General features: G+C 49.8%; 17 protein-coding genes and 1 pseudogene. 14 read left to right on the top strand and 4 right to left on the bottom strand.

The genetic code is table 11. The features are described 5' to 3' along the window. Window positions 1-230: 230 nt before the first annotated feature. Window positions 231-578, bottom strand: coding sequence for a YacC family pilotin-like protein (locus B8P98_RS23085; RefSeq protein ID WP_002888808.1), 348 nt, complete (start codon window positions 576-578; stop codon window positions 231-233). Between the two features lie 145 nt (window positions 579-723). Here B8P98_RS23085 and cueO point away from each other — a divergent pair, with 145 nt between their 5' ends. Continuing rightward, window positions 724-2,325 carry a multicopper oxidase CueO gene (cueO, locus tag B8P98_RS23080; RefSeq protein WP_087805074.1) on the top strand — a complete coding sequence of 534 codons (1,602 nt, stop codon included), beginning with the start codon at window positions 724-726 and terminating at the stop codon, window positions 2,323-2,325. A 73-nt stretch (window positions 2,326-2,398) separates the two neighbouring features. Here the strand turns inward: cueO and B8P98_RS23075 are convergent, their stop codons facing one another. Next, the gene (locus B8P98_RS23075; protein WP_025714112.1) at window positions 2,399-4,789 is read right to left on the bottom strand and encodes a glucose/quinate/shikimate family membrane-bound PQQ-dependent dehydrogenase; all 2,391 of its coding nucleotides are present in this window, start codon (window positions 4,787-4,789) and stop codon (window positions 2,399-2,401) included. 70 nt (window positions 4,790-4,859) lie between these two features. On the opposite strand from B8P98_RS23075, the gene B8P98_RS31205 reads away from it, so the two are divergent. The 5 genes from B8P98_RS31205 (at window position 4,860) to B8P98_RS23055 (ending at window position 8,479) form a co-directional block, all read left to right on the top strand. Then, a complete protein-coding gene (locus B8P98_RS31205) occupies window positions 4,860-4,988 on the top strand; it encodes a hypothetical protein (RefSeq protein WP_165931888.1) in 129 nt (42 codons plus the stop codon). Window positions 4,989-5,183: 195 nt separating this feature from the next. After that, a complete protein-coding gene (locus B8P98_RS23070; protein ID WP_053289921.1) occupies window positions 5,184-6,410 on the top strand; it encodes a tyrosine-type recombinase/integrase in 1,227 nt (408 codons plus the stop codon). Window positions 6,411-6,502: 92 nt separating this feature from the next. Then, entirely contained in the window at window positions 6,503-7,342 is an 840-nt protein-coding gene (locus B8P98_RS30545) for a hypothetical protein (protein ID WP_053289920.1), read from the top strand. A 96-nt stretch (window positions 7,343-7,438) separates the two neighbouring features. Further along, entirely contained in the window at window positions 7,439-7,723 is a 285-nt protein-coding gene (locus B8P98_RS23060; RefSeq protein WP_053289919.1) for a helix-turn-helix transcriptional regulator, read from the top strand. A 138-nt stretch (window positions 7,724-7,861) separates the two neighbouring features. Further along, window positions 7,862-8,479: a BRO-N domain-containing protein gene (locus B8P98_RS23055; RefSeq protein WP_095033444.1), complete on the top strand. Its 618-nt coding sequence runs from the start codon at window positions 7,862-7,864 to the stop codon at window positions 8,477-8,479. A 369-nt stretch (window positions 8,480-8,848) separates the two neighbouring features. Here B8P98_RS23055 and B8P98_RS31735 read toward each other — a convergent pair whose 3' ends face one another. Next, window positions 8,849-9,034 (bottom strand): YlcI/YnfO family protein, encoded by a 186-nt coding sequence (locus B8P98_RS31735; protein ID WP_064158208.1) that lies wholly within the window; start codon window positions 9,032-9,034, stop codon window positions 8,849-8,851. A 64-nt stretch (window positions 9,035-9,098) separates the two neighbouring features. On the opposite strand from B8P98_RS31735, the gene B8P98_RS31940 reads away from it, so the two are divergent. The 8 genes and pseudogenes from B8P98_RS31940 to B8P98_RS32050 all read left to right on the top strand — a co-directional run. Continuing rightward, window positions 9,099-9,443 (top strand): host cell division inhibitor Icd-like protein, encoded by a 345-nt coding sequence (locus tag B8P98_RS31940; RefSeq protein WP_313899254.1) that lies wholly within the window; start codon window positions 9,099-9,101, stop codon window positions 9,441-9,443. Then, complete coding sequence (locus B8P98_RS23040) at window positions 9,436-9,636, top strand: hypothetical protein (protein ID WP_064377759.1); 201 nt, start codon at window positions 9,436-9,438, stop codon at window positions 9,634-9,636. The genes B8P98_RS31940 and B8P98_RS23040 overlap by 8 nt, the downstream gene beginning before the upstream one ends. Next, window positions 9,629-9,907 (top strand): host cell division inhibitor Icd-like protein, encoded by a 279-nt coding sequence (locus tag B8P98_RS23035; protein ID WP_064377760.1) that lies wholly within the window; start codon window positions 9,629-9,631, stop codon window positions 9,905-9,907. Before B8P98_RS23040 ends, B8P98_RS23035 begins: the two co-directional genes overlap by 8 nt. After that, on the top strand, window positions 9,900-10,097 hold the full coding sequence (locus B8P98_RS23030; RefSeq protein WP_095033443.1) for a hypothetical protein: 198 nt from the start codon (window positions 9,900-9,902) through the stop codon (window positions 10,095-10,097). The genes B8P98_RS23035 and B8P98_RS23030 overlap by 8 nt, the downstream gene beginning before the upstream one ends. Continuing rightward, a complete protein-coding gene (locus B8P98_RS23025) occupies window positions 10,090-10,461 on the top strand; it encodes a hypothetical protein (RefSeq protein ID WP_095033442.1) in 372 nt (123 codons plus the stop codon). The genes B8P98_RS23030 and B8P98_RS23025 overlap by 8 nt, the downstream gene beginning before the upstream one ends. Continuing rightward, window positions 10,458-12,587 (top strand): DUF927 domain-containing protein, encoded by a 2,130-nt coding sequence (locus B8P98_RS23020; protein ID WP_095033441.1) that lies wholly within the window; start codon window positions 10,458-10,460, stop codon window positions 12,585-12,587. The genes B8P98_RS23025 and B8P98_RS23020 overlap by 4 nt, the downstream gene beginning before the upstream one ends. Window positions 12,588-12,944: 357 nt before the next feature. Next, the gene (locus tag B8P98_RS23015; RefSeq protein WP_227819049.1) at window positions 12,945-13,151 is read left to right on the top strand and encodes a hypothetical protein; all 207 of its coding nucleotides are present in this window, start codon (window positions 12,945-12,947) and stop codon (window positions 13,149-13,151) included. A gap of 234 nt (window positions 13,152-13,385) precedes the next feature. After that, window positions 13,386-13,485, top strand: a pseudogene (locus B8P98_RS32050) (phage portal protein); the annotation flags it as partial. Window positions 13,486-13,591: 106 nt separating this feature from the next. On the opposite strand, the gene B8P98_RS23010 reads toward B8P98_RS32050, so the two are convergent. Next, a complete protein-coding gene (locus B8P98_RS23010) occupies window positions 13,592-15,352 on the bottom strand; it encodes a retron Ec67 family RNA-directed DNA polymerase/endonuclease (protein ID WP_095033439.1) in 1,761 nt (586 codons plus the stop codon). Between the last annotated feature and the right edge of the window lie 225 nt (window positions 15,353-15,577).

The raw sequence follows: 15,577 nt of genomic DNA, 5'->3' as shown, positions 1-15,577 counted from the left end.
TAGGTATATTTTCACCGGATTCTAGAAGGGTGTTTTTTATTTTGCAATATATGAATAATGATATTTTATTAGTTTTTTAGTAATTCATTATTAGTAGGGGTTTAATTTATTTGGTGGATTGATATGTTTGAAGGGGAATAAGATTTATTTATATACAATAATAAATATAACTATTCGAGTGAGATAAAGGAAATGGTAAAGGCGCGGAGCGTCGCCGCCCGCGCAAGGCATTATTTAACGTAAGCCAACAGGCTGAGTGAATCGCGGGCCAGCGCTTTGCATTTTTTCGCCGTCGGAATGTTAATGCCGCTGAGATCGCGATAGCTGTCTTCGCCAAGCGCTTTCATGTTGTAGCTGTCATAGTTGCTGAGGTCCCACTGGTTCTGTTGAGCAAAGAACACCAGTGCGCGACGGATCTGCGTGTTGGGCAGGTTCTGGTAGCCACAGTCGTTTTTCAGAAACACAAAAACCGCGGTTAAATCAGCCATATCTTCCGCTTCTGATTCGCTGAGCGCGTAGCTGTTGGCGGAGAGAGCAAGCAGGCTGCCGAGTACCATTGTTCTGAAAAGCGTCTTCATTTTTTCTACCATTAGATCACCGACGCTTCAAATTAGCATACTTCTTTACACAGCGCCGATCTTTATTCTTACTCTTCTGCTTGACCTTCCCGTTACGGTAGGGTTTAAGCTCAAATATTCGCCCGCAGAATAAAAGGATGTGAATATGCAACGTCGAGACTTCCTCAAACTGACCGCCGCGGTCGGCATGGCCAGCGCATTGCCGTTATGGAGCCGGGCGGTCTTTGCCGCCAGTAGCCCGGCTCTGCCGATACCGTCGCTGTTAGCCGCCGATGCGCGCAACCGCATCGCGCTCAGGATCCAGGCGGGCAAAACGCGGTTTGGCGCCCTGAATGCCACTACCTGGGGCTACAACGGGTCGCTGCTGGGCCCTGCGCTGCAGTTGACGCAGGGGAAGACCGTCACGGTGGATATTACTAACCAGCTGGCGGAAGAGACCACGCTGCACTGGCATGGTCTGGAGGTACCGGGCGAGGTCGACGGGGGGCCACAGGGGGTTATCGCGCCGGGCGCCACCCGCACGGTAAGCTTCACGCCAACGCAGCGGGCGGCGACCTGCTGGTTTCATCCGCATCAGCATGGGAGCACCGGCCGGCAGGTGGCGATGGGGCTGGCCGGCCTGGTGCTGATCGAGGATGAAGAGAGCGGGCGCCTGCTGCTGCCTAAGCAGTGGGGGATCGATGATGTGCCGGTGATCGTCCAGGATAAGAAGTTCACCGCCGCCGGCGAGATCGACTATCAGCTGGATGTGATGAGCGCCGCCGTCGGCTGGTTTGGCGATACGCTACTGACCAATGGGGCCCTCTATCCCGAACATGCCGCGCCGCGCGGCTGGCTACGCCTGCGTTTGTTAAACGGCTGCAATGCCCGTTCCCTTAATTTTGCGACCAGCGATAAGCGGCCGCTGTACGTGGTGGCCAGCGACGGCGGTCTGTTGGCCGAGCCGGTGAAGGTCGATGAATTGCCGGTATTAATGGGGGAACGCTTTGAGGTGCTGGTGGACACCAGCGACGGAAAACCTTTTGATCTGGTGACCCTGCCGGTGAGCCAGATGGGCATGGCCATTGCGCCTTTTGATAAACCGCAGCCGGTGCTGCGCATCCAGCCGCTGGTCATTCCTGCCTCCGGCAAGCTGCTGGATACCCTGGCCGCTCTGCCGGCGTTACCGTCCCTGACGGGGCTGTCGCAGCGTCAACTCCAGCTGTCGATGGATCCGATGCTCGACAGAATGGGCATGCAGGCGCTGATGGAGAAGTATGGCGACCAGGCGATGGCGGGAATGGACCACGGCATGATGGGCCATGGCGGGACGGGCGGCATGGGGAATATGCACCACGGCGACATGAGTAACATGAACCACGGGGCCGGCATGGGGCATGGCATGTCATCAGGAAAGGGCTTTGATTTCCATAACGCCAACCGCATCAACGGCAAAGCCTTCGACATGAATGTGCCGATGTTTGCCGCCGCCAGAGGGCAGTATGAGCGCTGGGTGATTTCGGGTAAGGGCGACATGATGCTGCATCCGTTTCATATCCACGGCACCCAGTTCCGTATCCTCAGCGAGAACGGTAAGCCGCCTGCGGCGCATCGTAGCGGCTGGAAAGACACCGTCCGCGTGGAAGGTGAAATTAGTGAAGTGTTAGTGAAGTTTGATCATCCGGCACCGAAGGAGTTTGCCTATATGGCCCACTGCCATCTGCTGGAGCATGAAGACACTGGCATGATGTTGGGATTCACGGTTTAGGGCGGTACGGCGCGAAAGCGTGGGGAGCTGGGATAACCCAAAAAAACGGCAACTTTCGTTGCCGTTTTGCGTTTTATTTCGCGTCATCCGGTAGCGCATAGGCGACGATGTAATCGCCCATTTTAGTACCGAACGAACCGTGACCGCCGGCAGAGATGACAACATACTGTTTGCCATTCACTTCGTAAGTCATCGGCGTCGCCTGACCGCCAGCTGGCAGACGGGCTTCCCATAGTTTCTCACCATTGCTCATATTGTACGCGCGCAGGTAATTATCCGCGGTCGCGCCAATGAACAGAACGTTACCGGCCGTGGAGATCGGCCCGCCCAGCATTGGCATACCCATAGTGAACGGCAGCTTAACCGGCATCGGGAACGGCAGACTATCCTGCGGCGTACCGATACGTTTTTTCCATACCACTTCATTGGTTTTCAGATCCAGCGCGGAGATATAGCCCCATGCCGGCTGTTTGCACGGCAGGCCAAACGGCGACAGGAACGGGTTCAGGGTCACGCCGTACGGGACACCGTACTGCGGCTGCACGCCGGACTCGGTGCCAGAGCCTTTCGCATCTTTCGGTGGCTCCATCGGGTTACCCGGGCCGCGCGGGATCAGTTTAGAGACGAACGGCAGCGCCATCGGGTTGGCAATAGCCACCTGACGGTTCGGATCGACGGAAATACCGCCCCATTCAAACATCCCCAGGTTACCCGGGAAGACGAGGGTGCCCTGCTCGGACGGCGGGGTGAAGATACCTTCATAACGCAATTGATGGAAAATCACCCGGCACACCAGCTGGTCGAACATGGTGGCGCCCCACATGTCCGCCCCGGTGAGATCTTTCTTCGGACGGAAGCTCAGATCGGAGAAGGGCTGGGTTTTGGTGACGTAATCCCCTTTGGCAGCACCCTGCGGAACCGGTTTTTCCGGCGCCGGCACTACCAGCTCGCCGTTACGGCGATCCAGTACGAAGATGTTACCGGTTTTCGCCGGAGCATAAATGACCGGCACGGTTTTGCCGTTGACCTCAATGTCAGCCAGCGTCGGCTGGGAAGGCATGTCCATATCCCACAGATCGTGGTGGACGGTCTGGTAGCTCCAGGCCAGTTTACCGGTGGTGGCGTTCAGCGCCACAATCGAGCTGGCGTAGCGCTCTTGCTCCGGCGTGCGGTTGCCGCCCCAGATATCCGGGGTGGTCACGCCCATCGGCAGATAGACCAGATCCAGCTTCGCGTCGTAGGCGGCAGGCGCCCAGGAGTTCGGTGAGTTGAGCGTGAAGTGGTGCTCATCGCTCGGGATGGCGTTCGGGTCTTTCGCACCCGGATCGAAGGCCCACAAGAGTTTACCGGTATTCACATCAAAGCCGCGGATCACGCCTGACGGCTCACGGGTTGAGAAGTTATCGGTGACCGCGCCGGCAATCACGATGGTCTTATCGGTGATAATCGGTGGGGAAGTGGGTTCATACATGCCCGGCGTGGTGACCGGCATGTTGGTCTGCAGGTTGAGAATACCTTTGTTGGCAAAGGTTTCGCACAGCTTACCGTTGTCAGCATTCACCGCGAACAGGCGGCCATCGTTCACCGGCAGAATAATGCGGCGCGGACAGTCGGCCACGACGTCGGCAGGCGCGTTGTCCGCTTTCGCTTCGTGATAAGAGACCCCGCGGCAGGTAACGTGCTGGAACGACGGATCGGCGTTCAGCTGCGGGTCAAAATGCCACTTCTCTTTACCGGTCGCCGCGTCGAGGGCGAACAGACGCTGGTGGGCGGTACACAGGAAGAGCGTGTCGCCGACTTTAATCGGCGTCACTTCGTTAGTGATTTCACCCGGATCGTTTGGCAGCTTCAGGTCGCCGGTGCGGAACACCCAGGCTTCCTTCAGATTCTTCACGTTCTCAGCGTTAATCTGCTTCAGCGGGGAGAAGCGCTGGCCTTCCTGGTTACGTCCATAGGCCGGCCAGTCGCCGTCGGCGACGGTGGAGATGGGTGCAGCCGGGGTGGCGTCGGCGCTCAGGGTGCCGTTGACTTCCTGCGGGTCGTTAAAGCCGGCCCAGGTCAGCATGCCGCCGCTAATCAGCAGGGCGACGACCAGGGCACCTACGGCGCCAGCGGAAGGGATAGGCAGGCGGCGCCAGACAAAGGGCAGGATCAACCAGATACCAAAGAAGACGAGGATGTCGCTACGCGGCGTCAGCGCCCAGAAGTCGAAGCCGACTTCCCAGACGCCCCAGATCATCGTCGCCAGCAGCAGCGCGGCGTATAGCCACAGCGCAGCGCGTTTGCCGCGGAACAGCATTACGGTCACGCCCAGCATCACCAGACCAGCGATAGGGTAGTACCAGGAGCCGCCAAGCACGACCAGCCATGCTCCGCCGATTAAAAGATAGAGGCCGCAGAACGCTGCAAATAGCGCAGTCAGCGTCACCAGGAGCCTTGATTGTTGAGACTTTGTTTCAGCCATAGAAAGTTACTCATGTGTTTGTTAATTTTTTAACTGCAATTAATTATAGGTTTTAACAAGTGTGATCGGAATCACAAAATGGGCTTTATTAATCCCTGCACCGAAGATTTCTTTTTGCTGGTATACTGGATGGCTTGCCGGTCATCGTCGGGGCGAAAGCAGCGGCTTTGATGATTTATATTTAGAATCAAATGGTTAGTCTTATGAAACATACTGTAGAAGCATAAAACTTCATGTTTTCATGCTTTTAGATGATTTCGTGAATCATCAAATTTAATTTTTATTATCAGTAAGATACGGTGTTTTTTGTCCGTGTGTTTATGCACTCTTTTTGACTGTAGCAACGAACGGTGTATCACTCGGTGTATCACTCGCAACAGGTTCAGGATGGTTTATGGCTGGTACAAACAAACTGAGCGACAAAAAGCTAAAAGCGCTGCAGGGTTCTGAGCGTGAAGCACCGATCATGATTGCCGATGGTGAAGGACTGAGCATTAAGGTTTCGAAGCAAGGTAACGTTAGCTGGGTGTTCGCTTACCGATTGGGCGGAAGGGGTAGCAAACTCGAACGTTTAACGCTTGGCCGTTACCCGGATTTGTCGCTAAAAGCGGCGAGAGAAAAGCGGGAAAAGTGTCGCCAGTGGCTGGCTGGTGGTCTTGATCCAAAAACAGAGCTTGAACTGAGCACCGAAGAAACGCTTAAACCTGTGACAGTACAGGATGCTCTCGAATACTGGCTGGTGAACTACGCCAGGAGAAAGCGCAGCGATGAGGAGCTGGTAAGGGCACAGCTACGCAAGCATATTTACCCGCGCCTTGGTCGTTATCCCCTCACCAGATGTGAAACCCGTCATTGGGTGGCCTGTTTTGATGAAATAAATCTGACCAAACCCATGACCGCCGGCCGCATGTTCCAGATTTCTAAACAGGCGTTACGCTTCTGCAAGGTTCGCCGCTATGCCGCCAGTGATGCTCTAGCCTTTCTCACCATTCAGGATGTAGGCCAGCCATCCGGTCAACGTGACCGCGTATTGTCAGATAGCGAGCTGGCCGATGTATGGCGCTGCACAGACAGCGATGATCAGCAGCCGTATTATTCACGTCTTCTCAAAATGCTGGTGCTGTTTGGCGCTCGAACGATGGAAGTTCGCCTCTCTCGATGGTCGGAGTGGGATTTTACCTCGTGGATTTGGACAGTCCCGAAAGAGCACAGCAAAACCCGCGAGAAAATCGTGAGATCAATCCCTGAAGCTATACGCCCGTGGCTGGAAGAGTTAAAACGCGAGACGGGTAAAACAGGCCTGCTGCTGGGAGAAGAGCGCACCCGGCAAGCTGTATCTTTGAAAGGGCGACGGCTTTTTAAAGATTTCCATCATAACGAGCCGTGGACACTTCACGATCTGCGGCGCACGTTCTCCACGGGGTTAAACAATATGGGCATAGCACCGCATATTGTAGAGTTGCTGCTGGGTCATGCTCTACCGGGCGTCATGGCTATATATAACCGTAGCCTGTACTTGCCGGAGAAGCTGGATGCGCTGAACAAATGGCATGAACGTTTAGAACTTCTTGCGGGTAATCATAAAAATGTGGTTCTGTTACCTGTAGCGAATAGAGATTAAACTGATATTGCGGGTCTAGGTCGGCCAACCGAAAAGCGGGAAACCCTACCCGCCTGGCCCGCAAGTTATTTAGGGGCGTTGAGGGTGACGATATGGGAATGCCATTACGGGAATATTACTCAGTAGTTCGCGCTGCTGAGTTGCTCGGATGTAAAGTTGAAGATTTGCTTCATTGGGCTTCGATTGGAGCAATCAAGTTGTATGTTTCTTTTGAGGAAGGCCGCGGATATGTCCGTTTTATTGGTGATGGTGTAGAAAAAGAAGAAAGGAATTTAAAGAGATTCACAGAGGAACAATTTGAATCTGCTCAACGTCTCAGAGATGAACTTTTTAAAGAAAAATATACCATCGATAAATTTTCCAGAGTTGTCTCATTAATGAGATATGAAGATATAGATTTAGATAACCTCCCACGCGAAGAAAGGTTTTATCCCTGCTCATTTAGCGGATTATGGGCTTTACCGCAAAATGCATACGGAATGACCGCACTTTACAGTTTCCAACCAAGCTTGGATGATTTTTGGTTTTCGGCAGAAAGCAAGATGTTTGTTTCTTTTGAAACGGATGAATTTCTTAATTTCGAGGTTGAAGATCTCTATATTTCTAAATCTGATTTTGTTTCAATTAAAAAATGTAATGATGGTGATGAATTTCCAAGTTATATTAATGGTGAAAAAGAAAAGATAGAACCGTCAAAAAATCCCGATGAAGCTCACTCAGCAAAAACCATAAATAAACGTGCTCAGTTTATAAAGTCGCTTTTGCGCATTCATTATGGAAACGAGGTGGCAGAAAATCCGCGCCGATTTCTTGATAAAAATGACAGTGATATAAGCAAAGATTTTAAAAATCTTAACATCGTGGCACCCTCAGGAAGGGCTGTTCAGGGATGGGTTGATAATGTTGATATCCCTTTCTCTGTCGATGAGTAATCTGCGGAAATTCCGTTAATTTTCCGGAATATTTCAGACAAGTTCTTTTTGATTGATAACAATAACCTCCACAAACCTAGAAACAGTGGAGGCAGTATGAACAATATTATCTTTACCCCACCTAACCCCGAACAACGCCGTAACCTTCTTGAGGAGTACGGCTTCAAGTTTGATCGCCGGATTCGTGAAGATGAATGTGGCGAAATCACAAGCCTTTCCCGCTCCAGTCGTTGGAAGATGGAGCAAGAGGGCCGCTTTCCTCCGCGCTGCCACTTTGGCCGCAATAGCTGCGCCTGGCTTTTGTCCGATGTGCTCTGGTGGGTTCGTAATCCCCCTGCTGTACCTAACGTCAATAACCCATATAGCCGTAAATCGGCCTAACACAAGGCCAATGCAACCACACGCAACTTCGTCTGATCAGCGAAAAGAAAATTTGTTGCGTGGTGTTGCGTTAGAAATATTGCAGCATACCTAACGCTGTCGCGGCAGCTCTGAATAACAACTTTTGGAGCGATAGAAATGACTCAGAAAAAATTTACTGCCTTAACTGGCAGCGGCAAGACTCACCCTGAAGCCAGCAAAAAGGCTAATTTCACGGCAAGTGAAAATGATATTTCAGTAATTAAATTTGAAGGCCGCACGGTCAGGATCGTGAATGTTTTCGGTGAGCCGTGGTTCGTTGTATCTGATGTGTGCCAGGCGCTGGAAATCAGCAATCCAACCAGTGCCGTTGCCTCTCTGGATGGTGACGAGGTAATGACCCTAACTTTAACTGAGGGTCATTCGGGTAAGCGTGGTGGAGCACGTAGCTGGAATATGGCCGCAGAATCCGGCTTCTATAAACTGATTGCCCGCAGTCGCAAGGCATCCACTGCTGGGACGTTCGCCCACCGCTTCAGCAATTGGGTATTCCGCGAAGTTATCCCGTCCATACGTAAAACCGGTTCATACGGCGTCCCGTTCTCATTCCTGAATGACTTCAGCCGCCGCAAGGATCAGTACACAAAGAAAGCCAGTAAGTGCGGTAGTGACCTACAGGCGTGCAAAGGAGAGAAAGCCCGTCTTGAGATGGAAGAAATTGGATTATGGAGAAAGTATCAACCCGGATTGCTGGAGGGAATTGAAGATGATGCATAAAACAAAGGCAGCTTTGCAGAGCTGCCAATGTCACTACGGAATATCCAAGCAGAGCCAGCATACCAGGGTTAATGCTGGTGGTCAAAGAATGAGCCGGCTCAATATTGAGTACGCTGATTTTATTCAGCTTTTATGCCGAAACTCAAAAATAAGCATTGTGCCTAAGCCATTGATTATTGCAACAATCCTCACTTTGGGGAAAAAGGGCAGGATTCCGAATCCTACCCTCTGCTTTATGCTTTTCCAACTCAGTTACCTGATTAGCGACACGATAGCCTTAACTACCCAGTATGAGGAATACGCAGTTGCAACTAAAAAAACAACAGCGATTGCGTCTCGCCATTTACCCCGTGTTGAGTCAGGCATAACTCATTCCTCTGGCTCAGCCTTGGCTTTCTTGCGCTGCCGGCGTTTGATCTCGCCCTGCAATGAAGTGACGATAAATTGCGCAGTGCTTTCTCCTGGCTCCTTTAAGCTTTCTACACTACTGGCTATTTCGTGTGGAACGCGAGCGCTCATCTTTTGTGATTTATTGTTGACGTTATCTACTGCCATAACTGGACTCCTTACTTTGTTGTGGGTGCCAGTATACACAAAAAAAAGCAAACTAAAACACTTGATGTGGGTGCCAGTTGTTGATTATAGTGGGTGCCAGATGAGTGTTTTTGCATTCACAAAAAAACAACGCCCCACCAGCGTCGGAAGCGCGGGCGGGGCGTCTAACCACAAACCGTTAGTCGAGGTAACAGTTATGGCTGATCAACAGCATACCCAAACTCACCCCAAATTTACATGGCGTTTTCTCTCGATTTCTGAGCGTTCTCCTGTCGCCAGACCGTTGGTTATTTATGTCAACGCATCCAGCGAGCAGGAGGCCCGCGACACTATGCCGGGAGTAAGCCTCATTCTCGACTCCCGCCTCCCATACCATGCCTTTCAGGCTATGGAGGTGCGCCATGAGTGATCTAACCGTCCATCAGGCTGCTGAAAAAGCATTTCAGGCAGAAATTATTCTCGCTCTGATGAAAGAAAAGAAAGCTGAAAGCATGGAGGATTGCGAAATCAATGCACTGATCCAGGTGATAAAAAGTTTGATTGGCGATGTAGGTGGTTTTCTTGGTGAAGAAGCATTACGCGAGGAGGAGGAAAATGCGTAACCCTCAGCCTAAAAACTTTACCTGGTTGTTTCTGGCCACTTACGCCGATCCATGGGCGCTCCCTGTCGTTCTGCGCACTCAGGCTAATACCGAAGATGAAGCGCGTTCGCAGCTTGCTGGTGATTTTTCTCTGACATTCGCGGCTAAAATCCGTTCCGATTGTCCTCTCACCTGTCATTGGGTGGATCGGGATAGTTCTGTTTTGTGGTCTGTCATGGGCTGCGATGCTGACGCCTCACTTCAGCAAATGAAGGGGGCCGGCAATGTCTAAGCTCGAAATATTGACCCCGAAGAAGGCGAAATCGAGAACTTTACAGCTTTCAACGCTGCTTATGGTGATTTCACAGAACGCTATGCAGGAGCATGAAAGGCAATCTCTGGTCGAGCTTGCTTACGACATTTCGTGTGAGCTTGCTTCCTTCATGCTTGAACAAGAATTGCCGGAGGTAGGCCATGCATAACCCGGCTGAGTTAAACGAATCGCTTGAACGGCGTGTGGACCTGCTGACTGAAAAGGTGCTGTTCCTTGAGCTGCAGATCAAATCACTGACTGACAGCCAGGGGGGAGAAATACCCCCTGGTATGGCGCCGGTATCTACTCTGGCCGCTGAGTTCGGTATTTCCACCAAAAAGGCGGAAGAGCTGGCGAAAAATACTGGCGTGATGATGGTGAAGTTAAAAGCGGGTGGCTTTGTTGCGCCGGAAGAGAAATTCAGGGAAGTGGCCAGGCAGGTGTTACGTGGCGCTAAACGTAAATACGGATCGGCCTACTGGTATCACCCGTTGTTAGGTAAATTCCAGATGAGCGGAGGGATCCCTAAGTGAAAAATGCACCGAACCTTAAACATCTTCCCAGGGAAAAATTTACTGAGGCGATTATTTTTGCGGGAGCAGATGCATATGCGCATGCAAAAGGATGGGAGGAAGGCCTGGGTAAACAGGTTGCAGAGGATACAACCCCTCCTATCTACCTGGGACCAAAACAGCTGGCTGAGCTGGCAAACCTGAATATTGTCGATAAAGGGCGACGGAGTGCCCGCGTATATCTGGCCGGAGATATTGAACCGATACAGATTAACGCTATTGGTGAAAAGCTGGCGCAGGCAGGTGTCCAGGATGCCAAATTGTATAAAGGTATTCCCGATCGCCAGCCTGAGGACTGGCACGATTATCTGAGTCGACTGCGTGAACAAGCGGAACGGAGGGAAAGCACGGTGGTCGATCTGCCAGTGAAGAAACGGGAGTCTAAGCCAACCCCTAGCGATGAACTAAAGCCACGCGTCGATAGCCGCCACGATGGCCTGTACTGGATTACGCCAAAGGTGGACAAGGATAGCGGCGAGATCATCAATAATGAAACGTGGCTGTGCTCACCGCTTGAGGTGGTTGGTTCCGGCAGTGACGGGGCTGAACGCTATCTTGTTTTGCGCTGGCGCTCTCCGCGCGGTCACGAAGATATTACCAGAGCGATCCCTTGTGCTGATATCGGAGAGCGTGATGGCTGGCGCTCTCTCAAGGCTGGCGGAGTGAACGTGACGACGAAAAGCACATTCAGGGCGATTCTGGCAGACTGGCTGCAGCAGTGCGGAGCGGGTCATGAGTGGATTATCACCCATACCACTGGATGGCATCATGGTGCATATATCATGCCTGATGGTGAAGTAATTGGTGATCCAGAGACGCCCATTCTTTTTAACGGTCGCAGCGCGGCATCTTCCGGTTATGCCGTTGCTGGTACGGCTGCCAGCTGGCGGGATTCAGTCGCCCGTCTGGCCGGCGGTAACCCTTCCATGATGTTGGGCGTGGCCGCGGCGTTATCTGCACCGCTTATTGGGCTGGTGGGTGCTGATGGTTTCGGCGTCCATTTGTTCGAACAGTCGAGCGCCGGTAAGACCACCACCGCCAATATTGCGAGCAGCTTGTGGGGAGAGCCGGATGCGTTGCGGCTGACCTGGTACGGTACTGCGCTTGGCATCGCCAACGAGGCGGAGGCGCATAACGATAGCCTGTTACCGCTTGATGAGGTAGGGCAGGGCAGCAGCGCCAAAGATGTTGCCACGTCTGCTTACACCCTGTTTAACGGTGCGGGAAAGCTGCAGGGAGCCAAAGAGGGAGGCAACCGGGAGCTGAAACGCTGGCGCACCGTGGCGATCAGCACCGGGGAAATGGATATTGAAACCTTCCTGTCGGCCGGTGGGATAAGAGTTAAGGCGGGCCAGCTGGTGCGCCTGCTGAATATCCCGATGGAGAAATCGACGGTCTTTAATGGTCTGCTGAACGGTAAGGCCCACGCCGACGCGCTGAAAGAAGCCTGGACTGATAACCACGGCGCGGCGGGGCGTGAGTGGGTTAAATGGCTGGCAGGCCACCAGCAGGAGGCTAAACAGGCTGTGAGGGATGCGCAGGAACGCTGGCGCGGTCTTATTCCGGCTGATTATGGTGAGCAGGTACACCGCGTAGCCGAACGTTTCGCCATTCTTGAGGCGGCGCTTGTAACTGGGGCTCCAGTCACCGGATGGGGTGAGCAGGCCAGCCGTGATGCTATCCAGCACAGCTTTAACGCCTGGGTGAAAGAGTTCGGCACGGGGAACAAGGAGCACCAGCAGATCATTGATCAGTGCGAGGCATTTCTGAATGCCTATGGTCTTAGCCGGTTCGCTCCGTTGCCTTATGACCCGGCAAGCCTGCCAATCAGCAACCTTGCCGGATATCGCAAGCGTAAAAGCAGCCATGATGATGCGCCTCTGGTGTTTTACACGTTTCCCGCGACGTTTGAGAAGGAGATAGCGCAGGGTTTTAACGCGAGGCAGTTTGCCAGGGCGCTGGCCAGTGCTGGTGTGTTGTCAGCTTCCACTGATGGACAGCGTTTCCAGCAGAAATCACCGCGCATTGATGGGCGGCAGATTAACGTCTACGTCCTTCAGTATCAGGCAGAGGGTGTTAAGGAATAACTTACATGTATGAGCAATAATTTACGTGGTTCACGTGGTTCAGTCTGTAAGGTTAATTGTTATGTGTATGTTATTTAATAACTTTATACTAAATAAATGAACCACGACTGAACCACGAAACAGCAATTTTGAACCACGAATGTGCATGTTTGAACCACGAATTAAATCAGCGACTGAGTGAACCACGTAAAAAAAGCCCTTACGTGGTTCAAAACGGGGGTTACGTGGTTCACGTTTCTGTTATTTTTTCATATAAAACAACGGTCTTTACAAATTGAACCACGTAAACCACGTGAACCACGTTAGTTTTGTTTATATACGGTAAAAATGAGAGGTGTAAAAATGCTGGGAGCCGGAATGATTGAGAAGAAATCAGCAGGTAGCGCAGCCCTCTGGATGCGTGAGGCTGTAGAGGCAATAGATAAACAGTTTGGGGTTGGCTATGCCAGAGAACACCCTGAGCTGGTGGCGGGGTTCATGCAGGCAGCAGCCATTGATCAGGCTGGAATGTATATTCGGTCACTGGTGGAAACGCTGGATTTATGGCCCGGCTCTCTGGCTTGAAGCACATAGCAAACCCTTAACCGTCTGAATGCCTCCTTAAGCTGTGGAGGCTCCGAAAATGACAGCACAGATCTCAGCATATGGGCGGCTGGTGTCTGACCCACGAACCGGACTACTGGAAAAGGTACGAATATGGCTATTGGCCGCCTGAAACTGTAAAGGTAATCTTGATATATTGTTATGCAATATTCAGATCAATAAGTGGACGGGCCAAGATTGTACTGCTCAGCAGACCTACCGCCACAGATGATGGAGATTATACCGAGTTATGTTGGGGGATGTGGAGAAGACGGCAAATGTTTTTGTTAGAAATGAATTAATACCTTTGCAAAGATGATTAGAAGGGCTTAATTCGTGGTTAGAATAGAAAACCATATACTTTACCAGAGGTCTAGAATTATGGCCCTAGTACATTAGCATCTCCACTAGGGCCCGTTTTCCTAAATGCTGATTATTTTTTTATAATGTTCGAAAACTTCTTTAAAAGTATTGAATATTACTTCAAAACCACTAAAATCAACTTTGCGTTTCTTATCCCTCACTACTTTAACAGAGAAAATATGCTTCCCATATTCAGTTTTCGAGTCTCCATCGTTCTTTTTATTAAACTTTTTACCATCAAGGATGATAGATAAAGTATCATGAGTAAATAGATCCTCCATCGCGGTCTGCTCACCAGTGGCACTTAATGGTGTTAAAACGATGTATAAATTTTTGAAGACATGGATGAATTTCATTTTTCTCATTGTAGCGGTATCATCTGGACAACTTTTCACTTTATTTTTAAGGAAATTCAAAATCTCATCAGAACCAGAATCGTTGTCCAGCAACATAATAACCGGTTGCTTAGGTATGGAACCATAATACTTTGAATATTCATCCATATATCTCTCGATGAACTTCTTTAAATCCGCGCTCCCACCAGACATATTAATGAAATAACTTGATTTTTCATCGGATTTGAAAATATTCAAATCAATATCATTGCGTTTACCATCAGCGCTTTTCTTGAGCAATTCGGGGAATTTTGAAGAAAGTGAACGAATAGCTGACTTCAAATAAACCCGATCTGTTTTACCTTCTGTCAATATTGTTGGGGAAACGTGCCCATGAAAATATTTGAAGTATATGAATTTACTATAAGCCTTCTCACGTACATTCAGCTTTAATCTGTAATTTTTTAATGTGATTTGAACAGGTGCATGTTTGTCAGGCTGCTTGCTCAATTTATTTTGTATATTATTAAATTTATCGATCTGGTCAATAAACCCAAATCTCCCTTCAAGTATTTCGATGCTACTAACAACGAGATTACCATCCTCATCTGGTAGCTTATACTCGCCTTTGCTATAAAGCGAATGAGCTAGTGCTCTTGTCTTATTGGAGTAATTTCTGTCCACATTAACAAAGCGATTTATAGTAAGTCCCGTAACTTCTTGCCTACTGGATTTATATGAAAGCCTTGTCTTGGCATCATTAATATCAAAGCCTGCACGCTTAACTTCTCTAACTAGAACGCTCCCTAATACCACTCCCTCATGGTGAGATATTGCTAATTCGATTGGGAATTCTTTTTTATTTGTTGAAAAAGTGATGTCATCCGCATAACGGCTATAGGAACACCCTAAGCTCTTGGCTAGTTTAGCTAATCTCATATCCATGATACTACAAATGAAGTTTGTTATTACTGGAGAGCAAGGACTACCCTGAGGCAAACTACCCTTATAGCATGCAGCTTTTGCTAAGGTAGTAGCGACGATAGGATTTAATATGAAATCCCTATTGGATAGAAAGTATCCTCTTACACGTCCGAAATTAAAACTATTGAAAAAATCCTTGAGATCGATGTTAAGTATTATTCTTTTTCCGCGATGTCTAAAAGCATTTGAAATTATTGATTTATGTTTCTCAAACCCAAAAGAATAGTTGTTTTTGATTTTTTTGATTTTAAATATCTCATCTCTACACTCCATTAAAAGATCAGCTATTCGCTTTTGAAGGTCTTTCAGACTTTCATTTGGAGCGGATATCAATCTGGTTCCTCTACCTTTTTTGGGTACAGAGAAATCTTTATACTGATTATCTGTGCCAATTCTGTAAAGAACATTTGTCAAAAAAACCAACTTAACATCTAGCAATTTTGCCAAGTCAGCACGAGATGATGCGACTTTCAAAAGATGTAATTTAGAAGTTGCAACCATGATTATATTTCATCGTAAAGTTAATAAGGAAGGAAAAACGCATGTAGGCACTCCCTCGCACAGCACAATGGCCCTATAGCGACGAAACAAGGATGTCAGGGATGCGATTCCTCCTGCCATTAAAATCACTGGTTGTGATACACAACCAACAAATCTGCCTACATGCGCGAGAATGAAACTACCATTTCAACTTCTCCATTTCCAGTACTATATTTCAACACTTAC

Origin of the sequence: Klebsiella quasivariicola (genome assembly GCF_002269255.1) — a bacterium.
In the GTDB taxonomy this organism is placed as follows: Bacteria; Pseudomonadota; Gammaproteobacteria; order Enterobacterales; family Enterobacteriaceae; genus Klebsiella; species Klebsiella quasivariicola.
This window is presented reverse-complemented; position numbering and strand designations above follow the sequence as displayed.